Annotated in this window: 14 protein-coding genes; 10 read left to right on the top strand and 4 right to left on the bottom strand. The window is 71.4% G+C overall.

Going from position 1 to position 14,288, the window contains the following annotated elements; genetic code table 11:
- Positions 1–24: 24 nt before the first annotated feature.
- Together E5671_RS09385 and E5671_RS09390 are read right to left on the bottom strand one after the other, a co-directional pair.
- Entirely contained in the window at positions 25–711 is a 687-nt protein-coding gene (locus tag E5671_RS09385; protein ID WP_160503386.1) for a UdgX family uracil-DNA binding protein, read from the bottom strand.
- Positions 712–828: 117 nt separating this feature from the next.
- Positions 829–1,482, bottom strand: coding sequence for a type III effector protein (locus tag E5671_RS09390; RefSeq protein ID WP_160503387.1), 654 nt, complete (start codon positions 1,480–1,482; stop codon positions 829–831).
- Positions 1,483–1,621: 139 nt separating this feature from the next.
- Between E5671_RS09390 and E5671_RS09395 the strand changes: the two genes are divergently transcribed.
- From E5671_RS09395 to E5671_RS09410, 4 genes are all read left to right on the top strand, one after another.
- On the top strand, positions 1,622–2,053 hold the full coding sequence (locus tag E5671_RS09395; RefSeq protein ID WP_160503388.1) for an Hsp20/alpha crystallin family protein: 432 nt from the start codon (positions 1,622–1,624) through the stop codon (positions 2,051–2,053).
- A gap of 124 nt (positions 2,054–2,177) precedes the next feature.
- Positions 2,178–2,612, top strand: a complete 435-nt coding sequence (locus E5671_RS09400; protein WP_160503389.1) for a DUF2267 domain-containing protein — start codon at positions 2,178–2,180, stop codon at positions 2,610–2,612.
- 187 nt (positions 2,613–2,799) lie between these two features.
- Positions 2,800–3,255, top strand: coding sequence for an SRPBCC family protein (locus E5671_RS09405; protein WP_160503390.1), 456 nt, complete (start codon positions 2,800–2,802; stop codon positions 3,253–3,255).
- 65 nt (positions 3,256–3,320) lie between these two features.
- A complete protein-coding gene (locus E5671_RS09410; RefSeq protein ID WP_160503391.1) occupies positions 3,321–4,898 on the top strand; it encodes a phytoene desaturase family protein in 1,578 nt (525 codons plus the stop codon).
- A 2-nt stretch (positions 4,899–4,900) separates the two neighbouring features.
- On the opposite strand, the gene E5671_RS09415 is transcribed toward E5671_RS09410, so the two are convergent.
- Positions 4,901–5,773: a short-chain dehydrogenase/reductase gene (locus E5671_RS09415; protein WP_160503392.1), complete on the bottom strand. Its 873-nt coding sequence runs from the start codon at positions 5,771–5,773 to the stop codon at positions 4,901–4,903.
- Between the two features lie 415 nt (positions 5,774–6,188).
- On the opposite strand from E5671_RS09415, the gene E5671_RS09420 reads away from it, so the two are divergent.
- Entirely contained in the window at positions 6,189–6,416 is a 228-nt protein-coding gene (locus E5671_RS09420) for a DUF5133 domain-containing protein (RefSeq protein ID WP_160503393.1), read from the top strand.
- Positions 6,417–6,443: 27 nt separating this feature from the next.
- On the opposite strand, the gene E5671_RS09425 is transcribed toward E5671_RS09420, so the two are convergent.
- Entirely contained in the window at positions 6,444–6,857 is a 414-nt protein-coding gene (locus E5671_RS09425; RefSeq protein ID WP_160503394.1) for an SsgA family sporulation/cell division regulator, read from the bottom strand.
- Between the two features lie 351 nt (positions 6,858–7,208).
- Here E5671_RS09425 and E5671_RS09430 point away from each other — a divergent pair, with 351 nt between their 5' ends.
- From E5671_RS09430 to E5671_RS09450, 5 genes are all read left to right on the top strand, one after another.
- Positions 7,209–8,687, top strand: coding sequence for an exopolysaccharide biosynthesis polyprenyl glycosylphosphotransferase (locus E5671_RS09430; protein ID WP_160503395.1), 1,479 nt, complete (start codon positions 7,209–7,211; stop codon positions 8,685–8,687).
- An 82-nt stretch (positions 8,688–8,769) separates the two neighbouring features.
- Positions 8,770–10,101 carry a nucleotide sugar dehydrogenase gene (locus tag E5671_RS09435; protein WP_160503396.1) on the top strand — a complete coding sequence of 444 codons (1,332 nt, stop codon included), beginning with the start codon at positions 8,770–8,772 and terminating at the stop codon, positions 10,099–10,101.
- A gap of 79 nt (positions 10,102–10,180) precedes the next feature.
- Entirely contained in the window at positions 10,181–11,401 is a 1,221-nt protein-coding gene (locus E5671_RS09440) for a glycosyltransferase family 4 protein (RefSeq protein WP_160510081.1), read from the top strand.
- Positions 11,398–12,765 carry a Wzz/FepE/Etk N-terminal domain-containing protein gene (locus tag E5671_RS09445; RefSeq protein ID WP_160503397.1) on the top strand — a complete coding sequence of 456 codons (1,368 nt, stop codon included), beginning with the start codon at positions 11,398–11,400 and terminating at the stop codon, positions 12,763–12,765. Before E5671_RS09440 ends, E5671_RS09445 begins: the two co-directional genes overlap by 4 nt.
- Positions 12,762–14,288, top strand: coding sequence for a Wzz/FepE/Etk N-terminal domain-containing protein (locus tag E5671_RS09450; protein ID WP_160503398.1), 1,527 nt, complete (start codon positions 12,762–12,764; stop codon positions 14,286–14,288). The genes E5671_RS09445 and E5671_RS09450 overlap by 4 nt, the downstream gene beginning before the upstream one ends.

Below are 14,288 nucleotides of genomic sequence, written 5' to 3' on the forward strand. Positions count from 1 at the left end.
CCTCAGCCAAGAAGTCAGTCTGCCTCAGCCAAGAAATCGGGCAGCCACCCGCAGGTCCGACACGAGCCCCCCGTACGCCTCTTCTCTGTCCTTCGCCCTGAGTACCGCCGAAGGGTGCACGGTGGCGAGGAGCCGGCGGTGGCCGTCGCCCTCCTCCTCGTCGACAGCCAGGGGCAGGTCCCGGCCCGACGCCAGGGAGAGCAGAGCGCCCCGCGACTCGGTCACCTTGAAGGAATTGCCCAGCAAGGACTTGCCCGCGGTCGCTCCGAGCGCGATGAGAAGTTCCGGATTCACCCGTCTCACCTCGGCGGCGAGCCAGGGGCGACAGGCGGTGAGCTCCCGGAGGTTGGGCGCCTTGTGAATGCGACGCTTGCGGCCCTCGGTGACGGGCGCGAACTTGAAGTGCTTGACGGCGTTGGTGAAGTAGGCCTGCTCCTCATCGATGCCGGCCTCGCCGAGTGCCTTACGGAGCAGATGCCCGGCCGGGCCCACGAAGGGCTCACCGGCCTTGTCCTCCTGGTCCCCGGGCTGCTCTCCGACGAGCATGAGGCGCGCGCGGGCGCGACCGGCACCGAACACGGTCTGGGTGGCGTCCTCGTACAGGGAACAGCCGCGGCAATCGGCGGCGGCGCGACGCAGGGCCGGGATCCCGCCGCGTGCGGGCACGTAGGGAAGCGCCCCGCCGGAAGCCACGTCGCGCGAGCCAGGCATAGCGCCTCCTGGAGAACGTCCTGCGTCAACGGTGCCCCAGGGCGCTAGGCCCCGCAATCCGTTCCTGGTCAGGACGGGCGTCGGCAGCCGCGACGTCCACGGCCGGTACGGCGGCGGTCAGACGGGGCCGTTCTCGTCGAGGTTGCCGACGAGGGCGTCGAGCTGGGCGGCGAGGTCGGGGCGGGTGCGCTCCACGTACGGACGGGCCGCGTTCAGTGGCTCGATCAGGGCCGCGGGGTCGTCGTCGGCGAGAGCCGCGTCGAGATGGCCGACCGGGACCCGGGCTTTCGGCGGAAGTCCGCTGAGAGCCGTGACCTGGCCGGCGAGGCGGCGCAGGGCGGCGGCATTGGTCCGGGCCCAGGCGGTGCGGGTGCGGTCGGCGGCACGGCGCTGACGGGTGGCTTGTACGCGCTGCTCGCCGGTGCTTCCGGTCGGCCCGGGGCGCTGGCGCAGGTAGCGGCGTTCGGCGGCCTGGCGGCTGGCGACCCCCAGAGGCTGGGCGAGATCGGCCCAACTGGCTCCCGCGTGGCGGGCGGTCTCGATCAGGCCGGCTTCCCACGCGGCGAGCTGTTCACGGACCTCGCGCAGCAACAGCAGCGAGGCCAGGGCCTGCTCCGGGTCGGTGTCGCCGGCGGGTGACGCGTCCGCGCCCTCCCGCCCGGCGACCCGCATGGCGTCGCGGATGGCCTCCAGGGCCGAGGCCGCGGCCGGGAAGGACGCCGGATTCCGGCCTTGGGCGTGGGGTGGGTTCGGCGGGCCGGTTGCTGCCATGAGGGCCTCCCTCGTCGATGCCATCGCTGTCATCACTTGGATGACATCTTGCTTGTCATCCATTGGACGACATGCTACAACGGGGAGCAGGTGAAGCGCATTGGCAGGTACTGCCCGAACCTTCAGGAGGTGTTTCGCGATGTTGATGCGCACCGATCCCTTCCGCGAACTCGACCGCCTCGCCCAGCAGCTGGTCGGCCCCGGCACGTGGTCACGGCCGTCCGCGATGGCCATGGACGCCTACCGCGAAGGCGATGAGTACGTGGTGGCCTTCGATCTGCCCGGCGTCACCGCCGAGGCGATCGACATCGACGTAGAACGGAACATGCTGACCGTCAAGGCCGAGCGCCGGCCGGTCACCAAGTCCGAGAGCGTCCAGATGGAACTGTCCGAGCGGCCCCTTGGCGTGTTCTCCCGCCAGATCGTGCTGGCCGACGCGCTGGACACCGAGCGCATCCAGGCGGACTACGACGCGGGAGTACTGACCCTGCGCATCCCGATCGCCGAGCGTGCCAAGCCCCGCAAGATCTCCATCGGGAACGAAGCGTCCCGCCAGCAAATCAGCGGCTGATCCTGAGCCGCGGACGAGTGGTGCGGAGGACGGGCCGACCTCCCCCCTTGCCTCCGTCCTCCGTCCTCCGCACCCGGCCCGACACCCCTGCGACGAGAAAGGCGCGCACTCAGCCATGTCAGCGATGTCCGAACGGCCTGAACCCACCCGGCCCCACCCCGCGATGACCTTCCGGCAGATGCTGGAGAAGGTTCGCCTCGAAGGCGCCTACCCCACACGGGAGCGGGCCGAGCAAGCCGTCCAGCTGGTCCTCGGCGGTCTGGGCAGACAGCTGACCGGGGACGAACGCGTCGAACTGGCCGCCCGCCTGCCCTTCGAGGCCGCGCGCGTCCTCACCGCCCAGATCCCCGCCACCCAGCCCCTCACCGGCTGGGGCTTCGTCAAGGATCTCGCCACCCGAGCCGGCGCGAGCCCCGCCACCACACGCTGGGACACCGGCGCTGTCCTGGCCGCCGTCGCCGTGCTTGCGGGCCCCGATCTCCTGACGCGCATCCTGGCCCAACTCCCCTCCGGCTACGCCCTCCTGTTCGGCCGAGCCGAACTGATCCAGGCGGCGTAGGCCGCGCAAGGCACCGCACGGGGCTAAGGGGGATCTTCACGCGCACGTACCCGGTTCGGCGTCCGGCAAGCGGCGAACCTCTCGAACGCCTGCGAGGGTGAGCAGGAATGAGAACGGGCGGGCCGGGTACCGGAAAGCCGCCGCATTCGACGCGGACTGCCGCGTCCACCGAGGGCTGGAGAGCCGAATGGCCGTACGACACCGATTGATCAAGCGGTCCGTGGCCGACGTCTGGTCGGTCCTCGCGGACGGGTCGCGCTACGGCGACTGGGTGGTCGGCACGTCCCGTTCGGAGCCCGGGGAAGGCCGCTGGCCCGAGGTCGGCTCCAGCATCACGTACACGGTGCGTGTGGGGTGGCGGACCCTGTCGGGGACCACGACCGTCCGGCGGTGCGAGGAGCCCGGCATTCTGGAGCTCGAGGCCGACAGCGGCTGGCTCGGCGCCGCGCGGATCGCCGTCGACGTACGGCCCTGGGGCGAGTACGCCCTGGTCATCGTCGACGAACACCCGCTGGACGGACCCGGCGGGGCGCTCCACAACGCGGCCGTGGACGCACTGATCCAACTGCGGCACCGCGCCATGCTCGCCCGCCTTGCGGACGTCGTGGAGAAGTCTTCGCAGCGTGCGTACGAGTCGGCCTGAGAGCCGGTCGAGCGGGTTGCCGGAGTGGCCGCTCGACCAGCTCGCGCGAACGTCAGGAGTCAGGGATGCCGGACGCGGTGGTCATCGGCGCGGGGCCCAACGGTCTCGTCGCGGCGAACCTGCTCGCCGACGCCGGATGGAGTGTGGAGGTTCTCGAGGAACAGGAGGAGCCGGGCGGTGCGGTCCGCAGCGACCGCGGGGTTCATCCCGACTACGTGAACGACCTCTTCAGCGCCTTCTATCCGCTGGCCGCGGCCTCCCCGGTCCTCGCTGACCTGCAGCTCCAGCAGGAGGGCCTCAGCTGGAGCCACGCTCCCCGCGTCCTGGCGCACCCCCTGCCGGACGGCCGGTGCGCGGTCCTCGCCCGCGGGGCCGCGGACACGGCGGCGGGCCTTGACGCCTTCGCGGCGGGCGACGGGGCCGCCTGGCTCAGCCTCTGCGCCACCTGGAACCGGGTGGGCCCCGACATCCTCGGGGCTCTCTTCACCCCCTTCCCGCCCGTACGGTCCGGGATCCGCCTCGCCGCCAAGCTCCGGGGCGCCGGCGGTGTGCGGATGGCCCGGACCCTGGCGCTGCCGGTCCGGCGCCTCGGCGAGGAGGAGTTCCGCGGCGAGGGCGGCCGGCTGCTGCTCGCGGGCAACGCGCTGCACGCGGACCTCGGCCCGGAAGCGGCCGGCAGCGGAGGCTTCGGCTGGCTGATGTCCATGCTCGGCCAGACGTACGGCTTCCCCGTCCCGGTCGGCGGGGCGGGCGCGCTCACGTCGGCCCTGGTGCAGCGGCTCGAACGGTACGGAGGCGTGGTCCGGTGCAAAGAGCGCGTGACTGAGGTCGTCGTACGCTCCGGGCGCGCTGTCGGTGTGCGCACCGCCGGCGGCGAGAGCGTGCCGGCGTCCCGTGCGGTGCTCGCCGACGTTTCCGCACCGGCGCTGTTCGGCGGCCTGGTCGACGCACGGCACCTGCCGGCGCGGCTCCTCGGGGATCTGCGCCGGTTCCATTGGGACTTCGCGACCTTCAAGATCGACTGGGCGCTGAGCGGCCCGGTGCCGTGGACGGCGCGGGATGCGGCCACGGCGGGGACGGTCCATCTGGCCGACGGCGTCGACGGCCTCACCCGGTTCGCGGCACAGATCGCGATGGGGCAGGTGCCCGACCGTCCCTTCCTGCTCTTTGGGCAGATGACCACCGCCGACGCCTCACGCTCACCGGCGGGCACCGAATCGGCCTGGGCCTACACGCATGTCCCGCAGCGGATCAAGGGCGACGCGGGTGACGACAGCCTGACCGGCTCCTGGGACCGGCGGGAACAGGAAGCGATGGCGGACCGCATGGAGAACGAGGTGGAACGCTGGGCGCCGGGATTCCGCTCCCGCATCAGGTCCCGGCGTCTCCTCGCCCCGAACACCCTCCAGGCCATGGACGCCAACCTGCACGGGGGCGCGATCAACGGCGGCACGGCCTCCGCCCACCAGCAGCTGGTGTTCCGCCCCACCCCGGGCACGGGCCGCCCGGAGACCCCGGTCAAGGGCCTCTACCTCGCGTCGGCCGCCGCTCACCCCGGTGGCGGCGTCCACGGTGCTCCCGGAGCCAACGCCGCCCGCGCCGCGCTGCGGGGCCGGACCGCCCGGCGTTTTCGACGGGGCTGACCTCAGCGGGGCCTCGTCGAGGTCCCCGCGGCACGCCCGCCGGGCCCGAGCAGGCCCGTGGACGTGAACTCCGAGCGCGTCAGCTCCTGGCGTGCGTACCTGCTGACCAGGGGCGGCAGACCGGCCCGCACCACTTGCAGGGCCCGCAGCCAGCCCGGCACGTACACGGTGGCCGCCCGCTGTTCGATGGCGTCCACCAGACAGCGGGCCACGTGGTCCGGGGCATGGACCTTGCGGGCCGCCGGAGGCATGTGCGCACGCAGTTCGCGCAGCACGGCGTGCTGGTCGGCGCCGCGGACCATGCCCGTGTCGGTCCAGCCCAGATAGGCGGCGCCCACTCTGACGCCCCGCGGGGCGAGTTCCGCGCGCAAAGAGTGGCTGAAGGACTCCACGGCCGCTTTGGAGGCGCAGTAGGCGCTCATCAGCGGTGCGGCGCCGATGGAGGCAAGCGAGGCGATCTGCAGGAAGTAGCCGCGGGTATGGAGCAGTTGGGGCAGGAAGACCCGCGCGGTGTTGGCGCTGCCCACGACATTGACGTCGATGACGCGTCGCCAGACGGCGGGATCCGAGTCGACGAACGGCCCGCCCTCGGCGACCCCCGCATTGGCGACGACGACCGATGCGGGGCCCTGACGTTCGCGTACCTCGTCGGCCACGCGCGCCATCCCCTCGGCGTCGGTGACATCCACGTGCCAGTGCCGCGACGGCGTAGGAAGCTCATGGGCGACACGGGCGAGTGACTCCTCCTCCAGGCCGAGCAGTGCCACCGCGGCTCCCCGGGCGGCGAGCTCTCTGGCGACGGCCTCGCCCACACCGCGTGCGGCGCCGGTCACGACAGCTGTGCGACCGCGCAGGACGTGCTTCCGGTCGGTCACGAGAACTCCTCCGGGTGGGACAGCGGCGACGGGCGATCCACCCGCCAGGACGCACAGGGTCATGGTGGCAGGCGGCGTCGATGGCCGCATACCAGGCGGCGGAGGGCCCAAACACCGGGTGCGTGCGGCGCACGTCACAGCGCCGGGTGGCGTCCGGCGTCCTCTCGTGGGCACACTGAACCTGAGGTCAGGAAGCGGCCGCGCCCAAAAGCCCTGCTTCCATGGAGCGAGTGTTGTTCTTCCTCGACCGCCATCCACACGAAACGCGCCTCGCGTAATTCCGCCTGCCGTGACGCGTGAGGTGGCGCGTGCACGCGCGCGCAGGATGGGGCCGAAGTCCCCCTGTGCCACGGCCTGTTGAGACTCCTGTCGAGGGAGCCCACCACTGCTCGTCGAGAGCGAAGGAGACCCTGCCGTGCTGATGGCCGACCCGAGGATACTGCGCGACCTGCTGGAGCAGTACGAGGCCCTGAGTGCGCTGCATACGAGGAACGGCGCCCTTGAGGCCCGCCAAAGGCTCGAGGACATCGCATACACCCTCTGCGTCACCACCGGCACCCGTGAGGTGGAGGCGGCGCTCGCGGCCGCCCGAGCGCGCCTGGCCATGGCTGACGGTGAGCCGGAGGCCCCGCAGCCCGTGTGAGGGCATGGGGGCCGCCGGGGCCGGGTTTCAGGGTGCCGAGAGGAGAGCTGCGACCAGCTCGTCCAGGCCCAGCGCCGCGCTCTCCTCGGCGACGGGCAGCAGAGCGTACGTCTCTCGGACGAACGCCTCGACCTGCTCCCGCTCAAGTTCCCCCCGGACGCGTCCGCCTGGGGACGTGAGAGTCACCAGCACCCGGTGAGGCCCGTTCGGCCGGATCACGACATCGCCTTCGCCCGTTCGCGCCCGGAGCCCCGCGGCCAGCAGATCCCTGGAGAACACCCAGGTCGTCGGGGCCCTTTCCGCCGCGGGCGGCGGAAAGGTGAGGGTGACGGACAGCGGGTCCTTGGTGGTGTACGTGAGGCTCAACTCGGCTTCGATCACGAGGTCGAGGGCGTCCACGCACAGGTGGGACGCGATGGGGCAGGTGAGGCTGGAGTCCATGGGAAACGGGGTTCCCGGCAGACGCCCATGCATGCAGGGCAACAGCGCGTCTTCGTCGAGGCCCCCGTCGGCCGTGGCCGATAGGTGGCTCCAGCATCAAACCTTGAGCACAAATTACACACAACCCCTCTACATACTCATTCCCATGGTCTAAGTTGACCGTGCTTCAGCTGTTCAGGCACAAAGCGACCAGCAATGATCTTTTTCAAGTGGCGCTGACACAGCAGGAGTTGTCATACGCGGGAGGCCGGGGGGCCTCCCGAGGGGGAGGAACAGCGCGGCGGGGGGCGGGGGCTTCCCGAGAACAGTGTTGGGCGAGCACGTCGAACCACTGGCGACCTGGGGGGTCCCGTGCAACAGGGGGAATTAGTCAGCCCGTTACCGTCGGAGCGCGGGCGTCTGGCGAGCGGGGCGATCAGGCGGCCCGCGATCGACTGGGAGCAGCGGTACCGCCGTACCGTGATCGTCAGCGATACCGCGGCCACCGCCGTCGTGGTGGCGGCGATCGGCAGCTTCTTCGGGGCCAGGGACGCGGCCAACTGGCACGAGAAGTGGGGAATTCTCGCCTTCGGCACCGAGCTGCTCGTGCTGGGAGCGCTTGCGATGAGCAGGGCGTGGGCTCCGCCCACGCTCGGCCAGGGCGCCGAGGAATTCCGCCGGCTCGGACGCTCACTGTTCACCGCGGCCGTCGTACTCGCGCTGGGAGGCATCGCCCTCACCTCGCGCAACATCAAGCTCTGGATCTTCGTCGCGATCCCGGCGATCGCGCTCATCACCATGACCGAGCGGTACCTGCTGCGCCTCTGGCTGCACAAACAGCGGAAGGAAGGGCAGTGTCTGCGCCCGGTGCTCGCCGCCGGGAGCCCGGCCACCGTACGCGATCTGATCGCCCGGACCCGCAAGTTCCCGCACCTCGGCTGGCGGGTGGAGGCGGTGTGCACGCCGGACGGTCTCGGGATCGACGGTGACCAACTGGACGGAGTGCCGGTCGTCGGCAGGCTGACGGACGTCGCGGGCCACGTCCGCCGCGACGGCTACCGTGTCGTCGCGGTCACATCGGACCCTGACTGGTCACCGGACGGCCTGCAGCGGCTCGCCTGGAACCTCGAAGGCAGCGATGCCGAGATGGTCGTGGCGCCCGTGCTCATGGAGGTGGCGGGACCGCGGCTGCACGTCGACGCGGTGCTCGGGATCCCGCTGCTCCGGGTCAGTATGCCGACCTTCTCCGGGGGCCGCCGGGTGGTCAAAGGGGTCGTCGACCGGTTGGGCGCGGCGGTCCTGCTGCTGCTGTTCGCGCCGCTGATGATGCTCGTCGGGCTGCTCGTGCTCATGGACAGCCGGGGCGGGGCGCTGTACCGCCAGCGAAGAGTCGGCAAGGACGGCCGCGAGTTCACCATCTTCAAGTTCCGCACCATGGTCGTCGGGGCCGACGCGGCACGTGACGCGCTGGCCGACCGCAACGAGGGCGCGGGCCTGCTGTTCAAGCTCCGCCGGGATCCGCGGGTGACCCGGGTGGGAACGGTGTTGCGCCGGTACTCGCTCGACGAACTCCCGCAGCTATTCAACGTACTCATCGGGTCGATGTCGCTCGTCGGCCCGCGGCCTCCGCTGCCGGAGGAGTCCGCGGCGTACGGCCCGGACATCCGGCGGCGGCTCCTGGTCAAGCCCGGCCTCACCGGGCTGTGGCAGATCAGCGGGCGCAGCGACCTGCCGTGGGAGGAGGCGATCCGGCTCGACCTGCGGTACGTGGAGGACTGGTCGCTCGCCCTGGACACAGTGATCTTGTGGAAGACGCTGCGTGCGGTGCTCCACGGGCAGGGGGCCTACTGATGCGCGGGGGGCTGCGGCCCAACTGTCCGGCCGACGCACGGAAGGCAGGCCGCAAGGGCGTGCCTGGGGGGAGGAACGGGTTGTGAGAGTCAGTGTCTTAGGGCTCGGCTACGTGGGCTGTGTGTCGGCCGCGTGCCTGGCCGGGATGGGTCACGAGGTCATCGGGGTCGACGTGAACCAGGTGAAGGTCGACCTGGTCAACGACGGCAAGGCCCCGGTGGTCGAGGAGCGGATCGGCGAGCTCGTCGCCGAGGCCGTGCGGACCGGAGCATTGCGTGCCACCGGCGACGTCCGCGAGGCGGTCATGAACAGCGACGTGTCGCTGATCTGCGTGGGCACGCCGTCGGAGCCCAACGGCAGCCTGTGCACCACGTACTTGGAGCGGGTCACCGAGCAGATCGGCGCCGCGCTCGCCGAGAGGGCCGAGGGGGCCGGGCAAGGGGGCCGGCACACCGTCGTGTTCCGCAGCACCATGCTTCCGGGCACCTGTCTGAACCTGCTGGTACCGATCCTGGAGAAGAGCGCCGGTACGGCAGGGGTGGACTTCGGGGTCGCGGTCAGCCCGGAGTTCCTGCGCGAGGGCACGAGCGTGCAGGACTTCTTCGATCCGCCCAAGACCGTCATCGGCGAGCTCGACCCGGCGAGCGGCGACGTGGTGGCGGCGCTGTACGACGGCCTGCCCGGCGAGGTGTTCCGCGTGCCGGTCCCGACGGCCGAGGCGATCAAGTACGCGGACAACGCGTTCCACGGCCTCAAGATCGGCTTCGCGAACGAGCTGGGCGCGGTGTGCCAGGCGCTCGGGGTGGACTCGCACCAGGTGATGGACGTGTTCCTGGCCGACCGCAAGCTGAACATCAGCCCCGCCTATCTGCGGCCCGGCTTCGCCTTCGGTGGCTCCTGCCTGCCCAAGGACCTGCGCAGCCTGGTCCACGCGGCGCGCCGGGCCGACGTCTCGGTGCCCATCCTCTCCCACGTACTGCCCTCCAACTCCGACCATCTGCAACGCGCGGTGGACCTGGTCGAGCGCACCGGCAAGCGCCGGGCGGGCCTGTTCGGTCTCTCCTTCAAACCCGGTACCGACGACCTCCGCGAGAGCCCGCTCGTCGAGCTGGCGGAGAGACTCTTCGGCAAGGGCTACGACCTGAAGATCTACGACGCCAACGTGAGCCTGTCCCGGCTGCTCGGCGCGAACCGCGAGTACATCGAGACCCGGCTGCCGCACCTCGCGCAGCTCCTCGCGAACTCCGTCGAGGAGGTGCTCGAGCACGCCGAGGTGTGCCTGGTCGGAACCAGGGACCCGGACGTGCTCTCGGCGCTGCCCCATGGCGAGGGTCCGGTGATCGTCGACCTCATCCACCTACCCGACGCGGAGGCGCGCCGGACCGAACCGGGGTACATAGGCCTTGCTTGGTAACACATCGTCTGGTGACACATCGCTTGGTGGCACATCGTCTGGTGGCACAACCGGCGGCGACCGGCGAAACCGGCGCGCGCTGATCCTGGTGGAGAACCTGTCCGTGCCGTTCGACCGGCGGGTGTGGCAGGAGTGCGCGACGCTGCGCGACGCGGGCTGGGAGGTCCACGTCATCTGTCCCCGGGGGGAGAAGCGGGACACGGAGTCGGAGGCGGTGATCGACGGGGTGCGGATCCACCGCTACCCGTTGCGCGCGGCCACCGGAGGCCCTGCCGGCTATCTGCGGGAGTACGGATCGGCGCTGTGGCACACGGTCCGCCTTGCCCGGAAGGTCGGCCCGGTCGACGTGGTCCACGCCTGCAATCCGCCCGACCTGCTGTTCCTGCCCGCGCTGTGGATGAAGCGGCGCGGCGCGCGGTTCGTCTTCGACCAGCACGACCTGGTGCCCGAGCTGTACCTCTCCCGGTTCGACCGCGGCAAGGACCAGCTCTACCGCGCGGTGTGCGCCCTTGAACGGCTGACCTACAAGGCATCGGACGTCGTGCTCGCCACGAACGAGAGCTACCGGGACGTCGCGGTGCGCCGTGGCGGCCGCCGCCCCGAGGACGTCTTCGTGGTGCGCAGCGCGCCCGACACCGACCGGTTCCAACCGGTGCCGCCCGAGCAGGAGTTGAAGCGCGGCAAGCCCCATCTGCTGTGCTACCTCGGGGTCATGGGCCCGCAGGACGGCGTCGACTACGCCTTGCGGGCCCTCGCGAAGCTGCGTGACGAGCTCGGACGTACCGACTGGCACGCGGTGTTCGTCGGCGGCGGCGACACCTTCGACGCGATGGTGGAGCTGTCCCGGCGGCTCGGCCTGGCGGAGCAGGTGCAGTTCACCGGGCGCGTTCCGGACGCCGACCTGGTGCGCTATCTGTCCTCCGCTGACGTGTGCCTCTCCCCCGACCCGCGCAATCCGCTCAACGACGTGTCGACCATGAACAAGGTCCTTGAGTACATGGTGATGGGCCGGCCGATCGTCTCGTTCGACCTCCGGGAGGCGAGAGTCTCCGCCGGTGACGCCGCCCTCTACGCGCCCGCCAACGACGAGGCCGAGTTCGCCAAGCTCATCGCGCTGCTCCTGGACGATCCGGAGCAGCGGGCCCGGATGGGCGAGATCGGCCAGGAGCGGATCAACGGGCAGCTTTCCTGGCGGAACTCGCAGGCGTCGCTGCTCGCCGCCTACGCCGCGGCCTGCCGCGAGCACACTCCGGTGTCCACGGATGGCTCGGCCCGGACAGTGCGGAGGCCACGCCGTTGAGCGATGACACGATACGTCTGGTCACGATCGGGCGGATCTTCCGTCGGCGCCGGCGGCTTCTCGCCGTCGTCGCCGTGCTGGGCGCGCTCGTCGGCTACGGCGCCTCTTTGGTGTTCCCGCCGAGTTACACGACGTCGGCTTCGGTGCTCCTGCCGGGACAGTGGGAGGAGCGCGAGCTGCTGACCCAGGCGGAGATCGCGACCAGTTCGGAGGTGGTCGACCGCGCGGCCGCCACGCTCAGCTGGTCCGGCGTCAGCGGCACCGAACTGCGGGATCAGGTGAGCGCCGAGGCCGCCGACGGGAACATCATCAAGATCTCGGGTACGGCCGAGACGCCGGGCCGCGCGCAGCGGCTCTCCGACCAAGTCGCCAAGGAATTCGTCACCTTCGCCGCACGGCTCGCAGGCGACACCACCGACCCCGAAGAGGCGACGGGGCCCGAGGCGCTGCGGGAGAAGGTGGTGCAGACCAACCGCCGCATCACCGACCTCGCCAATGCGGCCGATCCGGGGCAGACCGTGGAGAGCGTGCAGGTCCGCACCGAGCTCGAGAAGTTGCGCACCGCGCTGGCGGAGGCCATGAAGAAGCTGGACCAGGCCGACCCGGCGACCGACAAGGCCAGCATGGTCGTCATGGGGTCGGCCGCCCGGCCGACCGGCGAGGCACCGCCGACCAGGACGCAGCTCATCGTGGCAGGGGCACTGCTGTTCTTCCTGCTCACGGTCATCGGCCATCTCGCCGCGGCACGGACGAATCGCCGGCTGCGCACCGAACCGGAGATCGCCGCGGCCCTGGGCTCCACGCTCATCGGCACCGTCGACGTACTTGATGAACGGCCCGCTCACGGGCCAAAGGACCGTGGCACGCGCGCCCGGATCCGCCGGCTCCTCGGCGTCGACACGCGGTGGGACGTTCCGGCCCCGCAGGCGTCCGGCGACGAGGCCGGCAGGCGGATCCGCTACCGGCGGGTGTGCGCTCGCCTCAGGAATCAACTGCCGTCCCCCCGGCGGCTGCTGGTCGTCGTACCGGAGAGCGACGAGATCGCCCGCCGGGCCGCCGGGCAGCTGGCCACCGAGGCCGCGAGCGACCCGCTGCTGCGGGTGGCGGAAGTCTCGGCGGAGCGGCCGATGGTGCCCGACCGCGACACCGAGTCCGGTGCCCTGGTCGTGCTCAGCGCGGGCAGCTGGACCGCGGCGGAGCTCACCGGCATCGCGGAGGCTTGTGCGGACGCGGGGCACGAGATCGCCGGCATCGTCGTCGCCGGAACGGTCCTGGCCCGCCCGACGCGCACCGCCGGCCGTCCCGCGCAACACGCCGCACCGGCGCTCGCGGGCGGCGACGACGCGAGGGGAGGTTCAGCGTGACGACGAGCGAGACTTCGGAGTCGTCGACGACCACTCCGCTCTTCGACCTGCAGGCGCTGGTGGCTGCGGTGCGCAGGCGCAGGCGCCTCTGGTGCTCCCTGGCGCTCCTCGGGCTGCTGGTCGGCGCGGCGGTGGCGGTCCTGCTGCCGCCGCCACCGTCCGCCGTGACCAAGGTGCTTGTCACGCACGAGGAGGACCAGCCGAACGACACCGGGACGCTGATCCGCACCGACGTCGAACTCCTCGGGACGACGCGGATCGCCGGCAAGGCCCTGCAGTCCCTCAAGTCCCCGGAGAAACCGGAGGACTTCATGCGGGACTACCGCGGCACCGGCCTGACCAACAACCTGCTGCAGATCGATGTGACGGGTGACAGCGACGCGGATGCGGTGGCCCGGGCCAAGGCCCTGGCCGACGCGTTCGTCGATGACCATGTGAGGCGGATGCGGGAGACCGCGAAAGCCAAGTCCAAGGCCCTGATCGACCAGCGTGACCGCATGCGGGACGAACTCGCCGAGGTCAACAAGGAGATCGGGGACCGATCGCCGGAGAGCGACCCGAAGTCGTCGGCGAGCGTCGAGTCGCTCTTCGCACGCCGGGCCGAGCTCAACTCGCGGATCGCCGATTTCGACCAGCGCGCGGCGGAGGCGCGCACCGGCACGCCCCAGATCGTCGCCGGCACGCAGATCGTGGACGCGCCTCGCGCGGTGCGGCACTCCCTGCCCAAGGCCGCTGTGACCAACGCCGCGATCGGGCTGCTCCTCGGGCTCGTCCTCGGACTCGCGGTGGCCGCGGTCGGCGCCGTGGTGGCGGGCCGACCCGTGCTGCGCCGGGAGATCGCGGCGCACCTGGGCGCCTCGGTCATCGCGGAGCTGCGCCCTGTGCCCCGTTGGCGGGCCGGGCCGTGGCGGCGGCGACGGAGCCGGGCGGCACGCGAACGGCTCACCACGACCCTGGCCCGCACCGTGCGCGGCTGCGCGGAACCGGTGTCGCTGCTCGAACTGGGCTGTGCGCGCGGCACGAGCGTGATCGCCCTGGACGTCGCCAGGGCGCTGGCGGCGGAAGGGCCGGTGGTCATCGTCGACGGTCTGCCAGGACCGCAGCTCGCCGACAGCCGCCGGAAGCCGGGCGACCCGGCCGTGGTCAGCGGCGAGCGTGCCGCGGCCGTGGAGCGCCGGGAGCGCCGGCTCGGCGTCGGCTCGGTCGCGCCCGGCACGGCGTGGACCGACCTCCAGTACCTCGGAGGACAGACCGTGCTCGTCGTGCGTGCCGGGCACGGCAGCGCCGGCTGGCTGCACACCGTGGCGCGGCAGCTCGCGGACCAGCGCATTCCGGTGATCGGTGTGGTGCTGATCGACCCCGATCCGCGTGACCGGACCGACGGCACGCTGTGGGACGGGCTGCACATCGCGCTGCGGGGTCACAGCGAGCGCTTCGCCCGGCAGAACGAGATGGGCCAGCTGCGGACGGAACGGCCGTCACGGGCCGTACGAGTCCCGGACACCGACCAGGAGGCGCGCTAA

It is taken from the genome of Streptomyces sp. BA2, from assembly GCF_009769735.1.
In the GTDB taxonomy this organism is placed as follows: Bacteria; Actinomycetota; Actinomycetes; order Streptomycetales; family Streptomycetaceae; genus Streptomyces.

What these genes read in the sequence shown, in the direction of transcription:
- E5671_RS09385 (WP_160503386.1), bottom strand. Translation starts at nt 711, where the DNA reads ATGCCTGGCTCGCGCGACGTGGCTTCCGGCGGGGCGCTTCCCTACGTG.
- E5671_RS09390 (WP_160503387.1), bottom strand. Translation starts at nt 1,482, where the DNA reads ATGGCAGCAACCGGCCCGCCGAACCCACCCCACGCCCAAGGCCGGAAT.
- E5671_RS09395 (WP_160503388.1), top strand. Translation starts at nt 1,622, where the DNA reads ATGTTGATGCGCACCGATCCCTTCCGCGAACTCGACCGCCTCGCCCAG.
- E5671_RS09400 (WP_160503389.1), top strand. Translation starts at nt 2,178, where the DNA reads ATGTCCGAACGGCCTGAACCCACCCGGCCCCACCCCGCGATGACCTTC.
- E5671_RS09405 (WP_160503390.1), top strand. Translation starts at nt 2,800, where the DNA reads ATGGCCGTACGACACCGATTGATCAAGCGGTCCGTGGCCGACGTCTGG.
- E5671_RS09410 (WP_160503391.1), top strand. Translation starts at nt 3,321, where the DNA reads ATGCCGGACGCGGTGGTCATCGGCGCGGGGCCCAACGGTCTCGTCGCG.
- E5671_RS09425 (WP_160503394.1), bottom strand. Translation starts at nt 6,857, where the DNA reads ATGGACTCCAGCCTCACCTGCCCCATCGCGTCCCACCTGTGCGTGGAC.